The sequence below is a fragment of the Paenibacillus sp. FSL R5-0486 genome, assembly GCF_037975155.1.
Lineage (GTDB): Bacteria > Bacillota > Bacilli > Paenibacillales > Paenibacillaceae > Paenibacillus > Paenibacillus amylolyticus.
On record NZ_CP150237.1, the window covers coordinates 4,792,054 to 4,805,190 of the forward strand.

17 protein-coding genes and 1 tRNA gene are annotated in these 13,137 nt (G+C 43.0%); 4 read left to right on the forward strand and 14 right to left on the reverse strand.

Annotated elements, in window-relative coordinates; translation table 11 throughout:
* Nucleotides 1-77 precede the first annotated feature (77 nt).
* The 3 genes from MKY01_RS21330 to MKY01_RS21340 all read right to left on the reverse strand — a co-directional run bounded on the left by MKY01_RS21330 (nt 78) and on the right by MKY01_RS21340 (nt 1,848).
* Nucleotides 78-632 (reverse strand): copper amine oxidase, encoded by a 555-nt coding sequence (locus MKY01_RS21330; RefSeq protein WP_036614723.1) that lies wholly within the window; start codon nt 630-632, stop codon nt 78-80.
* A gap of 474 nt (nt 633-1,106) precedes the next feature.
* Nucleotides 1,107-1,286, reverse strand: coding sequence for a hypothetical protein (locus MKY01_RS21335; protein ID WP_017687398.1), 180 nt, complete (start codon nt 1,284-1,286; stop codon nt 1,107-1,109).
* Between the two features lie 142 nt (nt 1,287-1,428).
* Entirely contained in the window at nt 1,429-1,848 is a 420-nt protein-coding gene (locus MKY01_RS21340) for an organic hydroperoxide resistance protein (RefSeq protein WP_017687397.1), read from the reverse strand.
* Between the two features lie 137 nt (nt 1,849-1,985).
* Between MKY01_RS21340 and MKY01_RS21345 the strand changes: the two genes are divergently transcribed.
* Complete coding sequence (locus MKY01_RS21345) at nt 1,986-3,197, forward strand: chromate transporter (protein ID WP_339283437.1); 1,212 nt, start codon at nt 1,986-1,988, stop codon at nt 3,195-3,197.
* A gap of 171 nt (nt 3,198-3,368) precedes the next feature.
* On the opposite strand, the gene MKY01_RS21350 is transcribed toward MKY01_RS21345, so the two are convergent.
* The 5 genes from MKY01_RS21350 to MKY01_RS21370 all read right to left on the reverse strand — a co-directional run bounded on the left by MKY01_RS21350 (nt 3,369) and on the right by MKY01_RS21370 (nt 7,969).
* A complete protein-coding gene (locus tag MKY01_RS21350) occupies nt 3,369-4,055 on the reverse strand; it encodes a hypothetical protein (RefSeq protein ID WP_047843708.1) in 687 nt (228 codons plus the stop codon).
* 2 nt (nt 4,056-4,057) lie between these two features.
* Nucleotides 4,058-5,056 carry a hypothetical protein gene (locus MKY01_RS21355; protein ID WP_339283439.1) on the reverse strand — a complete coding sequence of 333 codons (999 nt, stop codon included), beginning with the start codon at nt 5,054-5,056 and terminating at the stop codon, nt 4,058-4,060.
* Entirely contained in the window at nt 5,043-5,315 is a 273-nt protein-coding gene (locus tag MKY01_RS21360; RefSeq protein WP_339283440.1) for a hypothetical protein, read from the reverse strand. The genes MKY01_RS21355 and MKY01_RS21360 overlap by 14 nt, the downstream gene beginning before the upstream one ends.
* Before the next feature lie 182 nt (nt 5,316-5,497).
* Nucleotides 5,498-7,708, reverse strand: coding sequence for a M1 family metallopeptidase (locus tag MKY01_RS21365; protein WP_339283442.1), 2,211 nt, complete (start codon nt 7,706-7,708; stop codon nt 5,498-5,500).
* A 188-nt stretch (nt 7,709-7,896) separates the two neighbouring features.
* Nucleotides 7,897-7,969, reverse strand: a tRNA-Val gene (locus MKY01_RS21370).
* 640 nt (nt 7,970-8,609) lie between these two features.
* Here MKY01_RS21370 and MKY01_RS21375 point away from each other — a divergent pair.
* Nucleotides 8,610-9,053 (forward strand): GNAT family N-acetyltransferase, encoded by a 444-nt coding sequence (locus MKY01_RS21375; protein ID WP_036614958.1) that lies wholly within the window; start codon nt 8,610-8,612, stop codon nt 9,051-9,053.
* Between the two features lie 112 nt (nt 9,054-9,165).
* Nucleotides 9,166-9,402 (forward strand): DUF3892 domain-containing protein, encoded by a 237-nt coding sequence (locus tag MKY01_RS21380; RefSeq protein WP_017687389.1) that lies wholly within the window; start codon nt 9,166-9,168, stop codon nt 9,400-9,402.
* A gap of 75 nt (nt 9,403-9,477) precedes the next feature.
* Here MKY01_RS21380 and MKY01_RS21385 read toward each other — a convergent pair whose 3' ends face one another.
* From MKY01_RS21385 to MKY01_RS21400, 4 genes are all read right to left on the reverse strand, one after another.
* Nucleotides 9,478-9,759 carry a hypothetical protein gene (locus MKY01_RS21385; protein ID WP_047843713.1) on the reverse strand — a complete coding sequence of 94 codons (282 nt, stop codon included), beginning with the start codon at nt 9,757-9,759 and terminating at the stop codon, nt 9,478-9,480.
* Complete coding sequence (locus MKY01_RS21390) at nt 9,743-9,964, reverse strand: hypothetical protein (RefSeq protein ID WP_017687387.1); 222 nt, start codon at nt 9,962-9,964, stop codon at nt 9,743-9,745. The genes MKY01_RS21385 and MKY01_RS21390 overlap by 17 nt, the downstream gene beginning before the upstream one ends.
* Nucleotides 9,965-10,157: 193 nt before the next feature.
* Nucleotides 10,158-10,478 carry a DUF3889 domain-containing protein gene (locus tag MKY01_RS21395; RefSeq protein ID WP_036614744.1) on the reverse strand — a complete coding sequence of 107 codons (321 nt, stop codon included), beginning with the start codon at nt 10,476-10,478 and terminating at the stop codon, nt 10,158-10,160.
* Between the two features lie 56 nt (nt 10,479-10,534).
* Entirely contained in the window at nt 10,535-10,843 is a 309-nt protein-coding gene (locus MKY01_RS21400; protein WP_339283444.1) for a hypothetical protein, read from the reverse strand.
* Between the two features lie 261 nt (nt 10,844-11,104).
* Here MKY01_RS21400 and MKY01_RS21405 point away from each other — a divergent pair, with 261 nt between their 5' ends.
* Nucleotides 11,105-12,007, forward strand: coding sequence for a manganese catalase family protein (locus tag MKY01_RS21405; RefSeq protein ID WP_036614750.1), 903 nt, complete (start codon nt 11,105-11,107; stop codon nt 12,005-12,007).
* A 139-nt stretch (nt 12,008-12,146) separates the two neighbouring features.
* Here MKY01_RS21405 and MKY01_RS21410 read toward each other — a convergent pair whose 3' ends face one another.
* Nucleotides 12,147-12,584, reverse strand: coding sequence for an Imm8 family immunity protein (locus tag MKY01_RS21410; protein ID WP_282320789.1), 438 nt, complete (start codon nt 12,582-12,584; stop codon nt 12,147-12,149).
* A 102-nt stretch (nt 12,585-12,686) separates the two neighbouring features.
* Complete coding sequence (locus MKY01_RS21415) at nt 12,687-13,115, reverse strand: DUF5071 domain-containing protein (RefSeq protein WP_282320788.1); 429 nt, start codon at nt 13,113-13,115, stop codon at nt 12,687-12,689.
* Nucleotides 13,116-13,137 lie beyond the last annotated feature (22 nt).

Genomic DNA, 13,137 nt, shown 5'->3' on the forward strand with positions numbered 1-13,137 from the left:
ATAGAAATTGTGTAACCTTGCATATCGTAACATGTTCAATGACACAGGTCAATTTAACTCACAGGGTTATTTTTGCTTCAATCGTTCAGCGCTGTAATGATTTTCTCCGCTACCAGGACGTAGCTGCTATTTGCATTTTCTTTAATATGAAAGCCGACCTGATACTTGCCGGCACGACTGAAATCATACGTAAAATCATATGTGCGGAACCAGAAGTTATCCTTCTGGGTCGTAAGCTCCTGTGACTGGATATCCTTCACCTGACCGCTTGGATTGGTAATCGTTACTTTCACCGCAGCTACATCTGCTGTCAGACTGTCCACTTGTGAAAATACATTGAATTTCAGCTTACCTACGTTAACGTTGCCAAATACAGTGTCTCCCTTGAAGAGAAAAATATGTACATTCGGTTTGATCACCGTTACTCTCTTGTTACTGCTGTCCCATTTGACGACGCCTCCGGCTTCCCTGACAGGTACATAGGTCGTTCCATCAATGAGATAACCTCCATCAGCTGCTTCCTTGCCGTTAATGAGAACACGAATCTTCTCGTTCACCGAATCTGCAAACAATAGAGACCCGCCGAGCAAGGAGAATACCGTGACACAAAGCAATATTCGTTTCCATTTCATCCCGTCAATATTCCCTCCCCTGCTGCTAGCTGTTGTACATTTATACTGCAGATTCATCCACAAAGTTGCGCTGTTTTTCATCATTTTTCATTTTTTATCCAGAATTTTTTCCACCCCTTGGAACGCACAAAAAGAGGCGATCCTCATTAAAGGATGCCCCTGATCTATAATTGTTATATATACGGGATTATACGAAGAGTTATGAAGAAGTATGGCGGGTCAATATACAGGGAACGCCCTTGCCTAAAGCCCCTTCAATTCTCATACGTGCAGCGTAATCCATACCTCGTGTACATGGTGTCTTACATCTCTCGCATACATCCGATGTGACCAACTTCATGGATACACGTATTTTATCACTCTTTAATGCGGGAGCTTTCTTACCTTTTGCCTTTGCCATCCCGGATTCCCCATTTCCCCAAGTGCTTACTAATGTAATGCATCATATGGGGATTCGCCCGGTTGTGTGTCTATTTAGAAAACGTATTTAAATAATAAAAATATGACAAGAAGGATACCTCCGAGAATGAGCCAGTTGCTGATTTCATACCAAATGCTCTTGCCTCCGGACAGGTATTTCTGTTCATTCTCCTGATGACGCTGACGGTGGGTATCGGTCTCAGAGCCATGGGGTGGTTTGCTAAAATCCATCATAAGTACATTCCCCTTTCAGCAGTTTTGTGTAAACTTACTACCATTATAACCCACAATTGAGTGCGAAATTGATTTTTATGCATAAAACACCAAAAAACCTCCGATTTCTCGGAGGCTTCTTATCAACAAATAGTATCAGTGATTACGCCAGTTCCACGTTAACATTCACGTTCCCTTTGATTCCTTTGGAATATGGGCAGTAGTCATGGGCAAGTTTCACAAACTTCTGTGCTGTTTCTTCATCTAGACCAAGGATTTTAACTTCCAAATCTACTTGAAGCTTCACGCCGTTATCCTCAGAGTCCGTCACCAACATTACGGTTGCAGCTACCGTACTTCTTTCAATCTCAACTTTGTGTTTCTTCAATTGAAACTCCAGTGCGGAGTTAAAACAAGCACTATACCCTGCTGCAAACAACTGCTCCGGATTGGTAGCTGTCGTCACTTGTCCTCCGAGTTCAGGCGGTGCAGCAACATCCAACATAAACACGTTATCTGGGGATTGTACGATGCCTTGACGTCCGCCTGTATTGATTACTGTTGTTTCATATAATGTTTTCATTTGTGAAAACTCCTTTAGTTAATTAGATTTATTTTGACTATATTTTGATCTCTTTTGTATCACCAACAATTACATTGTACACAATTAAATTGTGTATGTAAATAGTTAATATAAAAAAAATATAGTTTAAAACACGTTTGGAGAATAATTCATTTTTAACCCCGGACAAACCCAAACCTAAAGTCAGAGCACTTTCTGAAGTGTTAGCTATATCCACTAAACTTGGCCTGACTTCATTTGGAGGACCGATCGCTCATCTTGGTTACTTTCATGAAGAATATGTTCGCCGTAGAAAATGGATAGATGAACGAAGCTATGCAGATTTAGTTGCGCTATGCCAATTTTTGCCCGGGCCTGCCAGCAGTCAAGTCGGGATTGGAATTGGCATCATCCGCGGCGGTTTGCTGGGGGGACTGATGGCTTGGCTTGGTTTCACACTTCCTTCTGTCATTGCGTTAGTTTTGTTCGCTTTCCTTCTGCAAGGATTTGATATCAGCAGTACTGGCTGGATTCACGGCCTTAAGATTGTTGCTGTAGCAATTGTCGCTCAAGCGATATTGGGCATGGGGCAAAAACTAACTTCTGACCGTTACAGGGCAACCATCGCTATCTTTACTGCAGTGGCGACTCTTGTATGGCAGAATGCGTTCACTCCAATCCTTTTTATTGTTATTGCAGGCATAATAGGCATGATTCATTTCAGAAAAATGACAGGTATTAAGACAACAGACTTGTCTATCCCGGTGAGTCGTAACTTGGCAATATTCTGTTTGGCCACGTTCTTTGGAATCCTGATTCTTCTCCCGTTACTCACACCCTTTGATCGTTCGGGATGGCTGTTATTCTTTGATAGCTTCTACCGTTCAGGATCACTTGTATTTGGTGGAGGGCATGTTATACTTCCGTTACTGGAACGTGAATTCGTCCCTACGGACCTGATCAACAAGTCCGACTTTTTGGCAGGATATGGAGCAGCACAAGCTGTACCAGGACCATTGTTCACCTTTGCCGGTTATTTAGGAGCGATGATGCGTGGGGTTCCAGGTGCTTTGGTTGCAACGATTGCTATCTTTTTGCCAGCGTTCCTTCTGATCGTAGGCGCATTGCCCTTCTGGAATTCTTTATGCAAAAGCTCGAAAATTCAAGGAGCATTAATCGGAATTAATGCAGCCGTTGTAGGTATTTTGTTGGCATCGTTGTACGATCCGCTTTGGACAACTGCGATCCTAACTCCTGTTGATTTTGCACTGGTATGTATGTTGTTTCTAATGCTCGTTTTTTGGAAAGTACCACCGTGGATCGTTGTCGTTGCTGGTGCAGCAGGCGGTACAGTCATCAATCTTCTCTAATAAATAAAGGTACCCAAACACTGCACTTCATTTTCAAAGCGTCCGTGTTTAGGTACCAAATTACTGCACGTATATCTTTTTACCGATCCATACAGATAATCTATTTATCCTCGTCCTCATTCCAATTCAAATCATGCACCTTGTTCATCTTCATACGTCTTCCCTGTTTGATTAATTACTCCAGATATCCACTTTCATCTGTGCACATTTGAAATACTTGGCCTCGGCCTTACTTGTAGTCAGTTTCAAAAGACATTGCAGTTCTCCATGTTGGAACAACCCACCGCTAAGGTCAGCAGCAACACCGCCATATTGATCATCCGCACCAAGCCATACGGACGGTCTCTCGAACCCAGCTGAGAACTGTAATCCGGTACAGAGCAACACAGTGAGATTCTTACGGTTCTGTGCTTCATCTCCTGCTACGCCATGTGTGGTGAAGAACACCATGTTTTGATTAAAATCCGTGTACGTTCCATCTGCTTTATAGGCACGGACCATACCATATTTCTGATTTACGTTTTGAAAAAAAGTGATTCCGGCCTTGCTATCCTTCGATTTAATGCCAACCTGAACTGAGATTCCAATGTTCCCGTTTAATTGTAGCGCTTCCAAAGTGATTGCAATTGCGGTTACTTTCGAGCTGTCAATTAGATGTTTCATTTTTAACTCTGCCGTGGCTCCTGCCGTTGTCGGAGTTGTAACAGTAATGGTCCCTCTGTCGGGCAAAGGCTCAAACGTAGGGGTGCCCACCACCTCCACCCAATCCGGTAACGTTCCGTAAAGGAAATCGGCCACAAGCTGTTTGTGAACCTTTCCAAAGGGCACAATCTGACCCGCTGCATCACGTATAACCATCTCTACACCCCCACCGAATAGGCTACACCGATATTATGATCGGTATTGTAATACACGTACACTACACCGTCCATAACGGACACCATCAAGGACTGCATGTTGGTCGTTTCCCAATCCAATGCCGGAAAATATATATCTGTAGGTTTGTCCAGCAGTTGACGAAAGTCTGCACTGATCTTGGCAATGGCAGGCCGAGCTACCGTCGTAACCCCACCGGAAGCATAAGCTGATAACATACCCAGCCACCACATGCTCCCTTTGTACATAAATACACCAGCATTGGGTCTCGAAATGTTTTCTCCTGCACTTAAAGTGGCATCATTCCCACCCATTAATGGTCTTGGATCAGCTAACCAGCTACGTCCGTCATGTGAATGCCAGATACATTTACGACCAAAGTCCCCACCGCCCATCACTGAGAAACCGATCCATTTGCCACCATTTCTGAAACACGAGAAATATCCGGTATGACCATCACCTGGGAACCCGGGAGGTTTGTCCAAAATCAAACCCACTCTTGTCCAGTTGATCATGTCTACAGAGGTCGCAAGTGCCGTCGATTGATTGATCCCCAGTCCGTTTTGTTGATAATACATAAAGAACAATTGTTCTTCATCGTTCCAGATCACAAATGGAGTTTCCGTCGAATTCCCAACCACAGTATCGAGATACACCTGTCCGTGTTTGGTCCATGGTCCTGTCGGGCTGTTCGAGTAGGCTAGTCCAATTCCTCCGATGTGATTATGATTGGTAGAATACGTAGCATAATAATCTGCTTTTGCATCAGGGATAAGCCCCTTCACTTTGATCGCCCGAAACCAATAGATCGATTGAAGACCCGCCATTGTAGCAGTATACATAGGATTGTCCATTTTTTTATCAAATTGAGGCGTGTACATCCGTCTGGTTTCTGCATCACAATAATCATAAGGCGCAACGGCCCTGCTTGCCTTCATCGCTGCGTCGAGTGCTGTCTGAGCAATATTTTCAGTCATGGACATGGGAACTCAACTCCTTCGTGAGCAGGGTATTACCATTTACCGGTCGCGAATATAAAACATCCGAAGTGTCCTTTAATAGGATTGAAAAATCAACAACATTATCCTCATTCGTAGCGGGCTCCAGAGTAATACAAATGATAGGACAAATTCTAGCATTATATGAATACGCTTTCATTTTGTTCATTCCTTTATTTCCTTTACAGTTGTAATCAGCAACTGTCCCTTTCATTGGTACGCCCGGATAATGTTGATCCTTCATATTAATCCCTCCTATTGTTTTCTCCCGATAAGTATATTCATGAAGTTGCCTTTGTGTTAAAGCATTATGCCCATCTTGCAGCCTATTATTCTAAGACTGGTTTTCATATAAAACATAAACAGGCTAACCAATACAAATTGGCTAACCTGTTTGAACGAAGAAACTGCAAAACCAATTACTTATTACTCTGCAAAAAGTGAAGATATGGGATTCGTAATTTTTTTATTGGATTGCTCCTTGCCTTGGTTATCCAATACATAGTACTGATAAAAGTCGTTAGTGAATCCGATAGACTCCTGTATTTTCAGCTTAAAAGCTTCAAATGCCACATCACTCAGCTGATCCTCATTCCAGAAATAATGAAGCATCAATCGATTCTGGTTATAGGGATGTTTGATAACATATGCACCCGCGGCGAGAGGTTGATTCATGGTATTTTTCCAAGGAAAACCCGTCTGTTTCGTTCGATCAATAATGTTGAATTTTAAAGCCTGCACCAATCCGTTTGACTTGGCATTGCCAATGACAATAAGGTTGCTGTTGCCGATCTCTTTTTTCATCTTTTGCTTCAGTTCCTTGCGATCCCTTATAATGTCGTATCTCATACCAGTCATATCAAGGAATCCAGTCAACTGATTAACTATATCTTCCTGCTGTTTAGTTGCAAGCTTACTCACCTGATCGCTGAGCACAATGGTTAATTCCTCGCCTTGAAGGGCTTTGTACATCAATCGATTCATCACTTCATATGGCAGATCAGGGATCATACCCATGACAGCCTGATATTGCACTTGTAAGACATCATGCACATAGGCGGCGGTCTCTTCCTGTGATAATTGGTATTCCGGCTTTAAGACAAAATCAGGCTGATATAGGGCCATCTGCATTTCTGAACGTATTTCTTCACCAAGCACATCTTCAATGGTTTGAAGCAGCCCCTCTACCGTTGCATTTTGGTACACGTAGCGTTTGAAATATGTCCTCATCAACTCGTCAAATTTCTCTTCACCGACGGAACGGTAAAGCTGATAGATCGCTTGTCGCCCCTTCTGATAATATACCAAACTTGCCAAATCCCCAGCTTCATCGTTTGTTGACGCAATCGCCATATCTACGGGCGCAGTATCAAACTGTATGGATCTGAACCCATTTAGCTTGTCTCCCTGTTTCTCGGCAAAATACACCATGGAGAAATCAGCAAAGCCTTCATCCAGAAAGGATTCTGTCTCCGAGTTATTACCGATCAATGCATGGAACCACTGATGCGCTATTTCATGAACAAATGTTGTGTCTTCTTCTGGAACCGCACCATTTTGAATCTGTCCCATCTGAATGAGCCTCGCATACTCCACGGCAACGCCTTGTACATACGTCTCGACAATTCGGAACTCTGGATAGGGATACTTGCCATATTTCTCACTATAGAAATCGATGACCTTGAATGCCTGATTAATGTAGCGGTCAACTATCTTTTTCTTGGATGGATCATCGTTGTAATAATAGTATTCCACCGTCAGACCGTTACGAGTAACACTCTCCACTTGAAGGTTTGGGCTAGCAAAGAATACAAACTCCCTTGTGTTCTCGGCCACAGCAGAAACAACTTTACGACCATGTTCTGTACTGTTTTGAGTAGTGATCGTACCCGGCATGGCTACCTGATACTCATCAGGAACATTGAATTGAACTTCAAAGTCCGATGAGGTGTAATAATCACTCTCAAATGTTTGACTATACGGTGCCTTGTTCCATTGATGCTCAACCTCGTCGTATACAGACATCACCGGGAACCAGTGTGCACCATTGATCATGTCCTTGTAGTAGGAAACTCGCTGTGAGCCATAGGGTATATTCAACTGAAACTCCAGTTGGAATGATACCGATTCCCCTGGTTGAACGGGCTTCTTCAATTGCACGGTCAACGCCTGGTTTTCCTTATGGAAATCCAGCGATTGGCTATCTGCTGTTACAGCCTGAATATCGATGCCACCCAGAAAGTCCTCCGCTGTCTTCTCCGGGTGATCTTCACTAATCTTCTCATTATGCTGTTGGTACATGCTCGCCTGTGTAGACTTGGAGAGGTTTGCGTCAGCATATGTATGAAGGACCAGCTGCTGGAGTGCATCCTTGCTTGTGTTGCGATACGTTACCTCCTCGCTCCCCTGGATCGTCATTTCCTTCTCATTCAACCGAGCCTGAATCTGGTATTGAATCGGCGTCTGCTCTAGAGAGTCTTTCTGTGTGTTATATATCTTCATAGATACAGGTGCTGGGCCTGCTTCCGCGGCAACAACCCCCATGTTGGCAAGTGGGCTTGCTGCCAGTATTAAAGCCAGTGTACCCGCGATCCCTACTCTGGCTAACTTTGATGTAAATGGACTTGAATAATTCATAAGTTCTCTCCTTCTCCTGTTCTATGTTGACCTCATGACCAAGTATAGAAGACGAACCTTACGCTGAATTTATGTTTTATTTAAGTTTTGTTTAAAAAGAGGAAGAGAAACTGAAACTATCGCAAATCGCATTCATGTCTGTATGTAAAAAAAGAAAAGAAGCCTTACAATGTAAGGCTTCTCATGTATGATCTGTAGTGGGCTCGAACCACTGACCCCTACCCTGTCAAGATAGTGCTCTCCCAGCTGAGCTAACAGATCATGATATATAATTGTTTCCCAATCAAGTAACAGTATCATATCAAGTAACCGTGTTCATTGTCAATGATTTATTTGGTTATAAATCACCCGAAATGGTGCACAATAAAGGAAAGATTACCATTTCTACAACGAGGTGAATTCCCTATGAGAAACATAACAAAACGGTCAAAATCTAATAAACATACATTTACCAAATGCTTCTTTCTCTTTGCTGGGCTTATGATTCTCATTACAACCGTTACTGGTTGCGGCTTAGAGAGGGATGAACATACAGTTCAATTCCAACAATTACAACAGCCCAATGAAAATGGTGAATCTCTGCCCGTTTGGCTGGACGTATACTCCAAATCTGTAATTCAAGATGTGTATTCTCCGCGAGGAAGCAGTGAAGTCTTGCCGTGAAGGTTAACAGGTGAATTACTCATCTTCATCCCACTTGCGTGAGTATGCTTTCTTCGTAACGTAATACAACAGAGTAATCATTCCCGCCGACATTAGCAATGTAATTACCATGATGCCTGTCATGCCCATCACTACCCCCTCCTCTCCCAATATGTTCCAGACTTCACTATACAGGAAAAACATTTTTTTGTATAATTCAGTCTGATATGTCGCGCAAGAGCAGAAAGAAGGAATGGAATTGGCAGCTGAGATTAGTTATGTATCAACAGAAGAACAACTGGAGCAAGCCCTGGGAATTCGCCATCACGTATTTGTTATCGAGCAACAGGTGCCTGCCGAGATTGAGATTGATCAATATGATGTCATCAGTCCGGATGTGCATCATGTATTGTTAAGTACGGATGGCCAAGCTGTAGCCACAGGACGTCTGATCTATTACAGCAAGGATACAGCCAAAATGCAGCGAATCGCAGTGCTTGAATCTCATCGTTCATTTGGTTATGGACGTGTGCTTCTGCTCGCGATGGAGGAGCTGGCACGTGAACTCGGCTTATCCTATTCTGTACTGGATGCGCAGTGTCAGGCACAGAAATTCTATGAAAAACTGGGTTATGAAGTGATTTCGGAAGAACCTTTTTATGATGCAGATATTCTGCATGTTCGTATGAGAAAGAGCTTGTAAAACCTCGACGTTGGCAGCTCTTATCAGCATATGATGCATACTTCCGAGGAAATCGGATAGGCTAATCAGGTAGACAGATTCCTATCTCGTCATATAAGGAGAGTGTGACATCATGGATCAAACAACACGCGAGAGTTTCACAGCCGTACAGAAAAATGGCGACGGTGACCTGACAGCATTTCAGACTTCAGCAGGACGCGTACTGGATTATCAGCAGGCACTTGCAGAAGTAAAAGCTGGCGCTATTGCCGGTGTGAATGTATTTAAAGGCAAGGATGGCGAAATGTACATTCGCGGAGATGCCGACGGTGACCCAACCAACAACCTGGACCAACTTCCCCATTTCTAAAATAGATGCACATGTCGTACATGTGACACAGTAAGCGCCGATCCGGATATCCGGGTTGGCGTTTTCTTATTATGATTAGTAGTCCGTAAAATATTTTACGGAATCACCGGAAGGTTGGCTTTTGCGAATTGGCTGTTGTACCTGTTCCCATGCCTGCAAAATCTGTATCCCTTCAAGAGTAGACCGGTTCTCCCACGCGATGTGCCCGGTGCGTTCAAGCTCCAGCAAAGACTCATGAATGTAAGCTCTGCTTCGTCCCGTCTTGTTCTCCAGTTCATCCATACGCGGCAGCCTGCGCCGTTGTCCTGCATAGTTCACCATAATACGCAAAATCTTGCGTTCAAAGTCGTTCAGCATACTTTACCTCCCCATTCAGATCGGTAACAGGACGCCATGCCAGAATACCTTGCTCCAGAAATGTTCGGGGCGAGCCTTCTTTTCCCGCTGATGCTCTAATCATCCCGCCACGTACACTGTTAATTCGAATCTGTCGCTGCGTAATCTGCCCTGCACGATCCATGTAGACAAGCTCCACCATCTGGCCAATATATTTCCCTAGCATAATCATCCCTCCGATAAGAACGTTTGTTTGTATTTCATATTATATGCGAACATAAGTTCTTTATTCAATAGTAAAAAAAGGATTTTGTAAAATAAAAAAAACCAGACTTTCACCTTAATGATTAAGGCAGTCTGGTTCAACCCATAGTATAGCTAATATGAAAACATGACTTGTAATGACCAAGTTCAGCGGATCAGTGCCGATCCGATTCCGAAAATTGTACTTTCTTTAACTGTTGTGTAGATGGGTTAAAATCAACATTCACATAGACTGCGAATTGTTTGCCGTCTTTCGCACGAACCCATAGCTTGAATTGTTCCCGTGATTGATCTGCTGTTAGAGAGGTGCGACCGATATGCTTATAGTCCAAAATATCCACATTATACTTGGTCTGTGTTTCTTTGACCGCAATAATTCCCCACTTCGCATAATCAGGGATGGCGGCGCCTGTGCCTGATGTAATTCCGGCTAAACTCAGAACTACCGACATGACGGTAACGATGAGCATTCTCATTTCACTCACTCCTTGGGACAATATGTTTCTGTTATATTGCCCGTCCGGGTTTCATTTTACACGAATAAACGAAAGATCCAGGCCAGTGGCCGTAGGGAAAAAGGAACCACATGAACAAGTCGGTCAAACGAATCAGGAGGCTCCGTCCGGAAACTCATTCCCCAGTCACCCGAGAAAAAGTGTTGTTGTGTCTTCGGCTCCTCAGGACGATCCAACCCGTATTTCTTTTCAATTAACTGCCGTATTTCTTCATCCACCTGAACCTCATTCGTAACGACATATGCTGTGGCAGGCTCGCTGCTTATGTACATAAGCATCATTAGAAACATCACAATCCCAACTTTTTGTATCCAAAGCTTGTTCATCTCTTACTCCTTTATGGATTCATGACTCTCTTCTCTTATACGTGAAGACTCGTTTGAATGTTTGATTATACATAAATTTGACCGTATTGGAAATAACAAATGGGAGAAGAGTTGGGGCATGCGTTATGCGATGCTTAAGTCCCATTTGGTTGATTTTTTGTTTAAAAAACCCAATAAACGTGTAATAGGCCATGACAGAGTGACTCCACGATCTGAAACCCTACACGATCTGCAATACCAATATGAGGAGGTTACACCCGAATGTTCAAACGCTTGGATGAAATCCTGATTGAGATTCCCAATGTCGAGAAGCCAGATCCGAATGCTGCGGCAGCCATACAAGAATTACTCGGCGGCAAATTCGGAGAAATGTCAACGTTGAACAACTACCTCTATCAATCATTTAATTTTCGATCCAAAGAAAAGCTGAAGCCCTTCTATGACCTCGTCATGAGTATTACGGCCGAAGAATTGGGTCATGTTGAGCTCGTGTCTCATGGTATTAACAAGTGCCTCAGAGGTTCAACCGAGTACAAAGAACCCGACGATACACCGCTAGGTTCCGTAAAAGATGCTCGTCTGTCGTATCACTACCTGGCAGGTGCACAAGGCGCAATGCCTTTTGACTCTATGGGTAATCCATGGACGGGAGCAAACGTCTTCAACAGTGGCAATCTGGTCGAGGATCTGCTGCATAACTTCTTCCTAGAATGTGGCGCTCGTACCCATAAAATGAAAGTATATGAGATGACGGATCACCCAGCAGCCCGGGAAGTGGTTGGTTTCCTGCTGGTACGTGGCGGCGTGCATGTTGTCGCATATGCAAAAGCACTTGAGATTGCAACTGGCGTAAATGTGACCAAGCTGGTTCCTATCCCTTCACTGAACAACAAAGCCTTCAACGAGGCTCGCAAATATGAAGAAAAAGGGGTACACACTAAGCTGTATACCTATAGTGATAAAGATTTCAATACGATCGGCCAGATCTGGAAAGGAACTCACCCGGAAGATGGACAACCTCTTGAAGTCATTCAAGGGATACCTGAAGGATTCCCAATTCCAGAAGCTCCTGCGGTCGAGGAAGAATTTGCACCGGGCATTTCGCAAGAAGACTTTAAGGAAATTGCGCGTCGTCTGAAAATGGCTGGGAATATTGCGGATTAAAACTAAGATATACAGGAGATGTGCAAATATAATAAAGCCCTTATACTGTCAACGCAGTATTGAGGGCTTTGCTGTCTTCTAATCCATCATCAATCCCCACTAGGTAATTTTGAAGGTAAAATAAACTCGCTTTTTTAAGTTAATCAGCGTCTTCAATTGAATGTCTGTTGATCATCTGCGAGAGCTCTTCCTCACTATTCAATCGTATAGAATCTGTATATTCCCAACTGAAATAAGGGGCAAGATTTTTAGTTATATCTTCCCAGGTTTCTCCTTGATGTTTCAAGAGAATTTGATTTATTTCTTCAGTTATTAATTCGAAATCCAGTTTATTAACAATAAAGTGCCTTGCACCCAATATGATATCTGTTCCAGCTCTAAGTTCTTTTTCTAAAGCTTTCGGAGTTATGATTGTAAAATCAAAATTATCCTCACCTTCAGAATCTTTCGTCCCAATACAGGCTGTACCTGATAAGTAAAAATCGTCTCCAATATCTTCAGTTTCCGTGAATTGTAACTTGCCATAAATATTCGGATTTCCAGTAATAATAAGATCCTTCAAGATCGGTTTAATCACGTTTCGCACCTCTTAGGTATTTAGTGTCTTCCAGTAACATCTATTTTTCTTAATGCACAGCTACCATATTTCATTTTTTCTCAGCAAATTAAGTAGCAGTTCCTATGTATCCAAACTTCCATCTCCACCTATCTCTCGTTGGTCTCCCTTCATCTTTTCCAAAAGCTCCAAGATAACCTCATCCAACTCCTCTAGTATCTCATCATGTGTAGGAGACTCCAGTATTCTTACCAAATCCGACCGTAACATACTTAGATGAGATACAGGCAATCGATCAATTAATCCAACCAAAATAAAATATTCCCAAGTAGAATCTTGGGTTTGCAATACATCCTTAATATGAGGAACTAAGTCCTCGCCTAGTCTCAATAGTATATCCTCTACCGGCTTAGAGATAGGCCAATTCCCGTCTTGCAACCACTCCATAAGCTCTGGGATGATAACTTTTAATTCGACATCACTGAACTCACTTAACTTACGCACCGCTTCATAATCAAACTTATCGCGGGGAAGGCACTCCCTAAAATCCATTTAAACTTCCTTCCTCATCTCA

Bases quoted from the DNA above. Each gene is read 5' to 3' on its own strand.
- MKY01_RS21405 (WP_036614750.1), top strand. From the start codon at position 11,105: ATGTTCAAACGCTTGGATGAAATCCTGATTGAGATTCCCAATGTCGAG.
- MKY01_RS21365 (WP_339283442.1), bottom strand. From the start codon at position 7,708: ATGAATTATTCAAGTCCATTTACATCAAAGTTAGCCAGAGTAGGGATC.
- MKY01_RS21390 (WP_017687387.1), bottom strand. From the start codon at position 9,964: ATGCTAGGGAAATATATTGGCCAGATGGTGGAGCTTGTCTACATGGAT.
- MKY01_RS21400 (WP_339283444.1), bottom strand. From the start codon at position 10,843: ATGAACAAGCTTTGGATACAAAAAGTTGGGATTGTGATGTTTCTAATG.
- MKY01_RS21340 (WP_017687397.1), bottom strand. From the start codon at position 1,848: ATGAAAACATTATATGAAACAACAGTAATCAATACAGGCGGACGTCAA.
- MKY01_RS21360 (WP_339283440.1), bottom strand. From the start codon at position 5,315: ATGAAGGATCAACATTATCCGGGCGTACCAATGAAAGGGACAGTTGCT.
- MKY01_RS21380 (WP_017687389.1), top strand. From the start codon at position 9,166: ATGGATCAAACAACACGCGAGAGTTTCACAGCCGTACAGAAAAATGGC.
- MKY01_RS21335 (WP_017687398.1), bottom strand. From the start codon at position 1,286: ATGATGGATTTTAGCAAACCACCCCATGGCTCTGAGACCGATACCCAC.
- MKY01_RS21395 (WP_036614744.1), bottom strand. From the start codon at position 10,478: ATGAGAATGCTCATCGTTACCGTCATGTCGGTAGTTCTGAGTTTAGCC.
- MKY01_RS21350 (WP_047843708.1), bottom strand. From the start codon at position 4,055: ATGGTTATACGTGATGCAGCGGGTCAGATTGTGCCCTTTGGAAAGGTT.
- MKY01_RS21355 (WP_339283439.1), bottom strand. From the start codon at position 5,056: ATGTCCATGACTGAAAATATTGCTCAGACAGCACTCGACGCAGCGATG.
- MKY01_RS21415 (WP_282320788.1), bottom strand. From the start codon at position 13,115: ATGGATTTTAGGGAGTGCCTTCCCCGCGATAAGTTTGATTATGAAGCG.
- MKY01_RS21385 (WP_047843713.1), bottom strand. From the start codon at position 9,759: ATGCTGAACGACTTTGAACGCAAGATTTTGCGTATTATGGTGAACTAT.
- MKY01_RS21330 (WP_036614723.1), bottom strand. From the start codon at position 632: ATGAAATGGAAACGAATATTGCTTTGTGTCACGGTATTCTCCTTGCTC.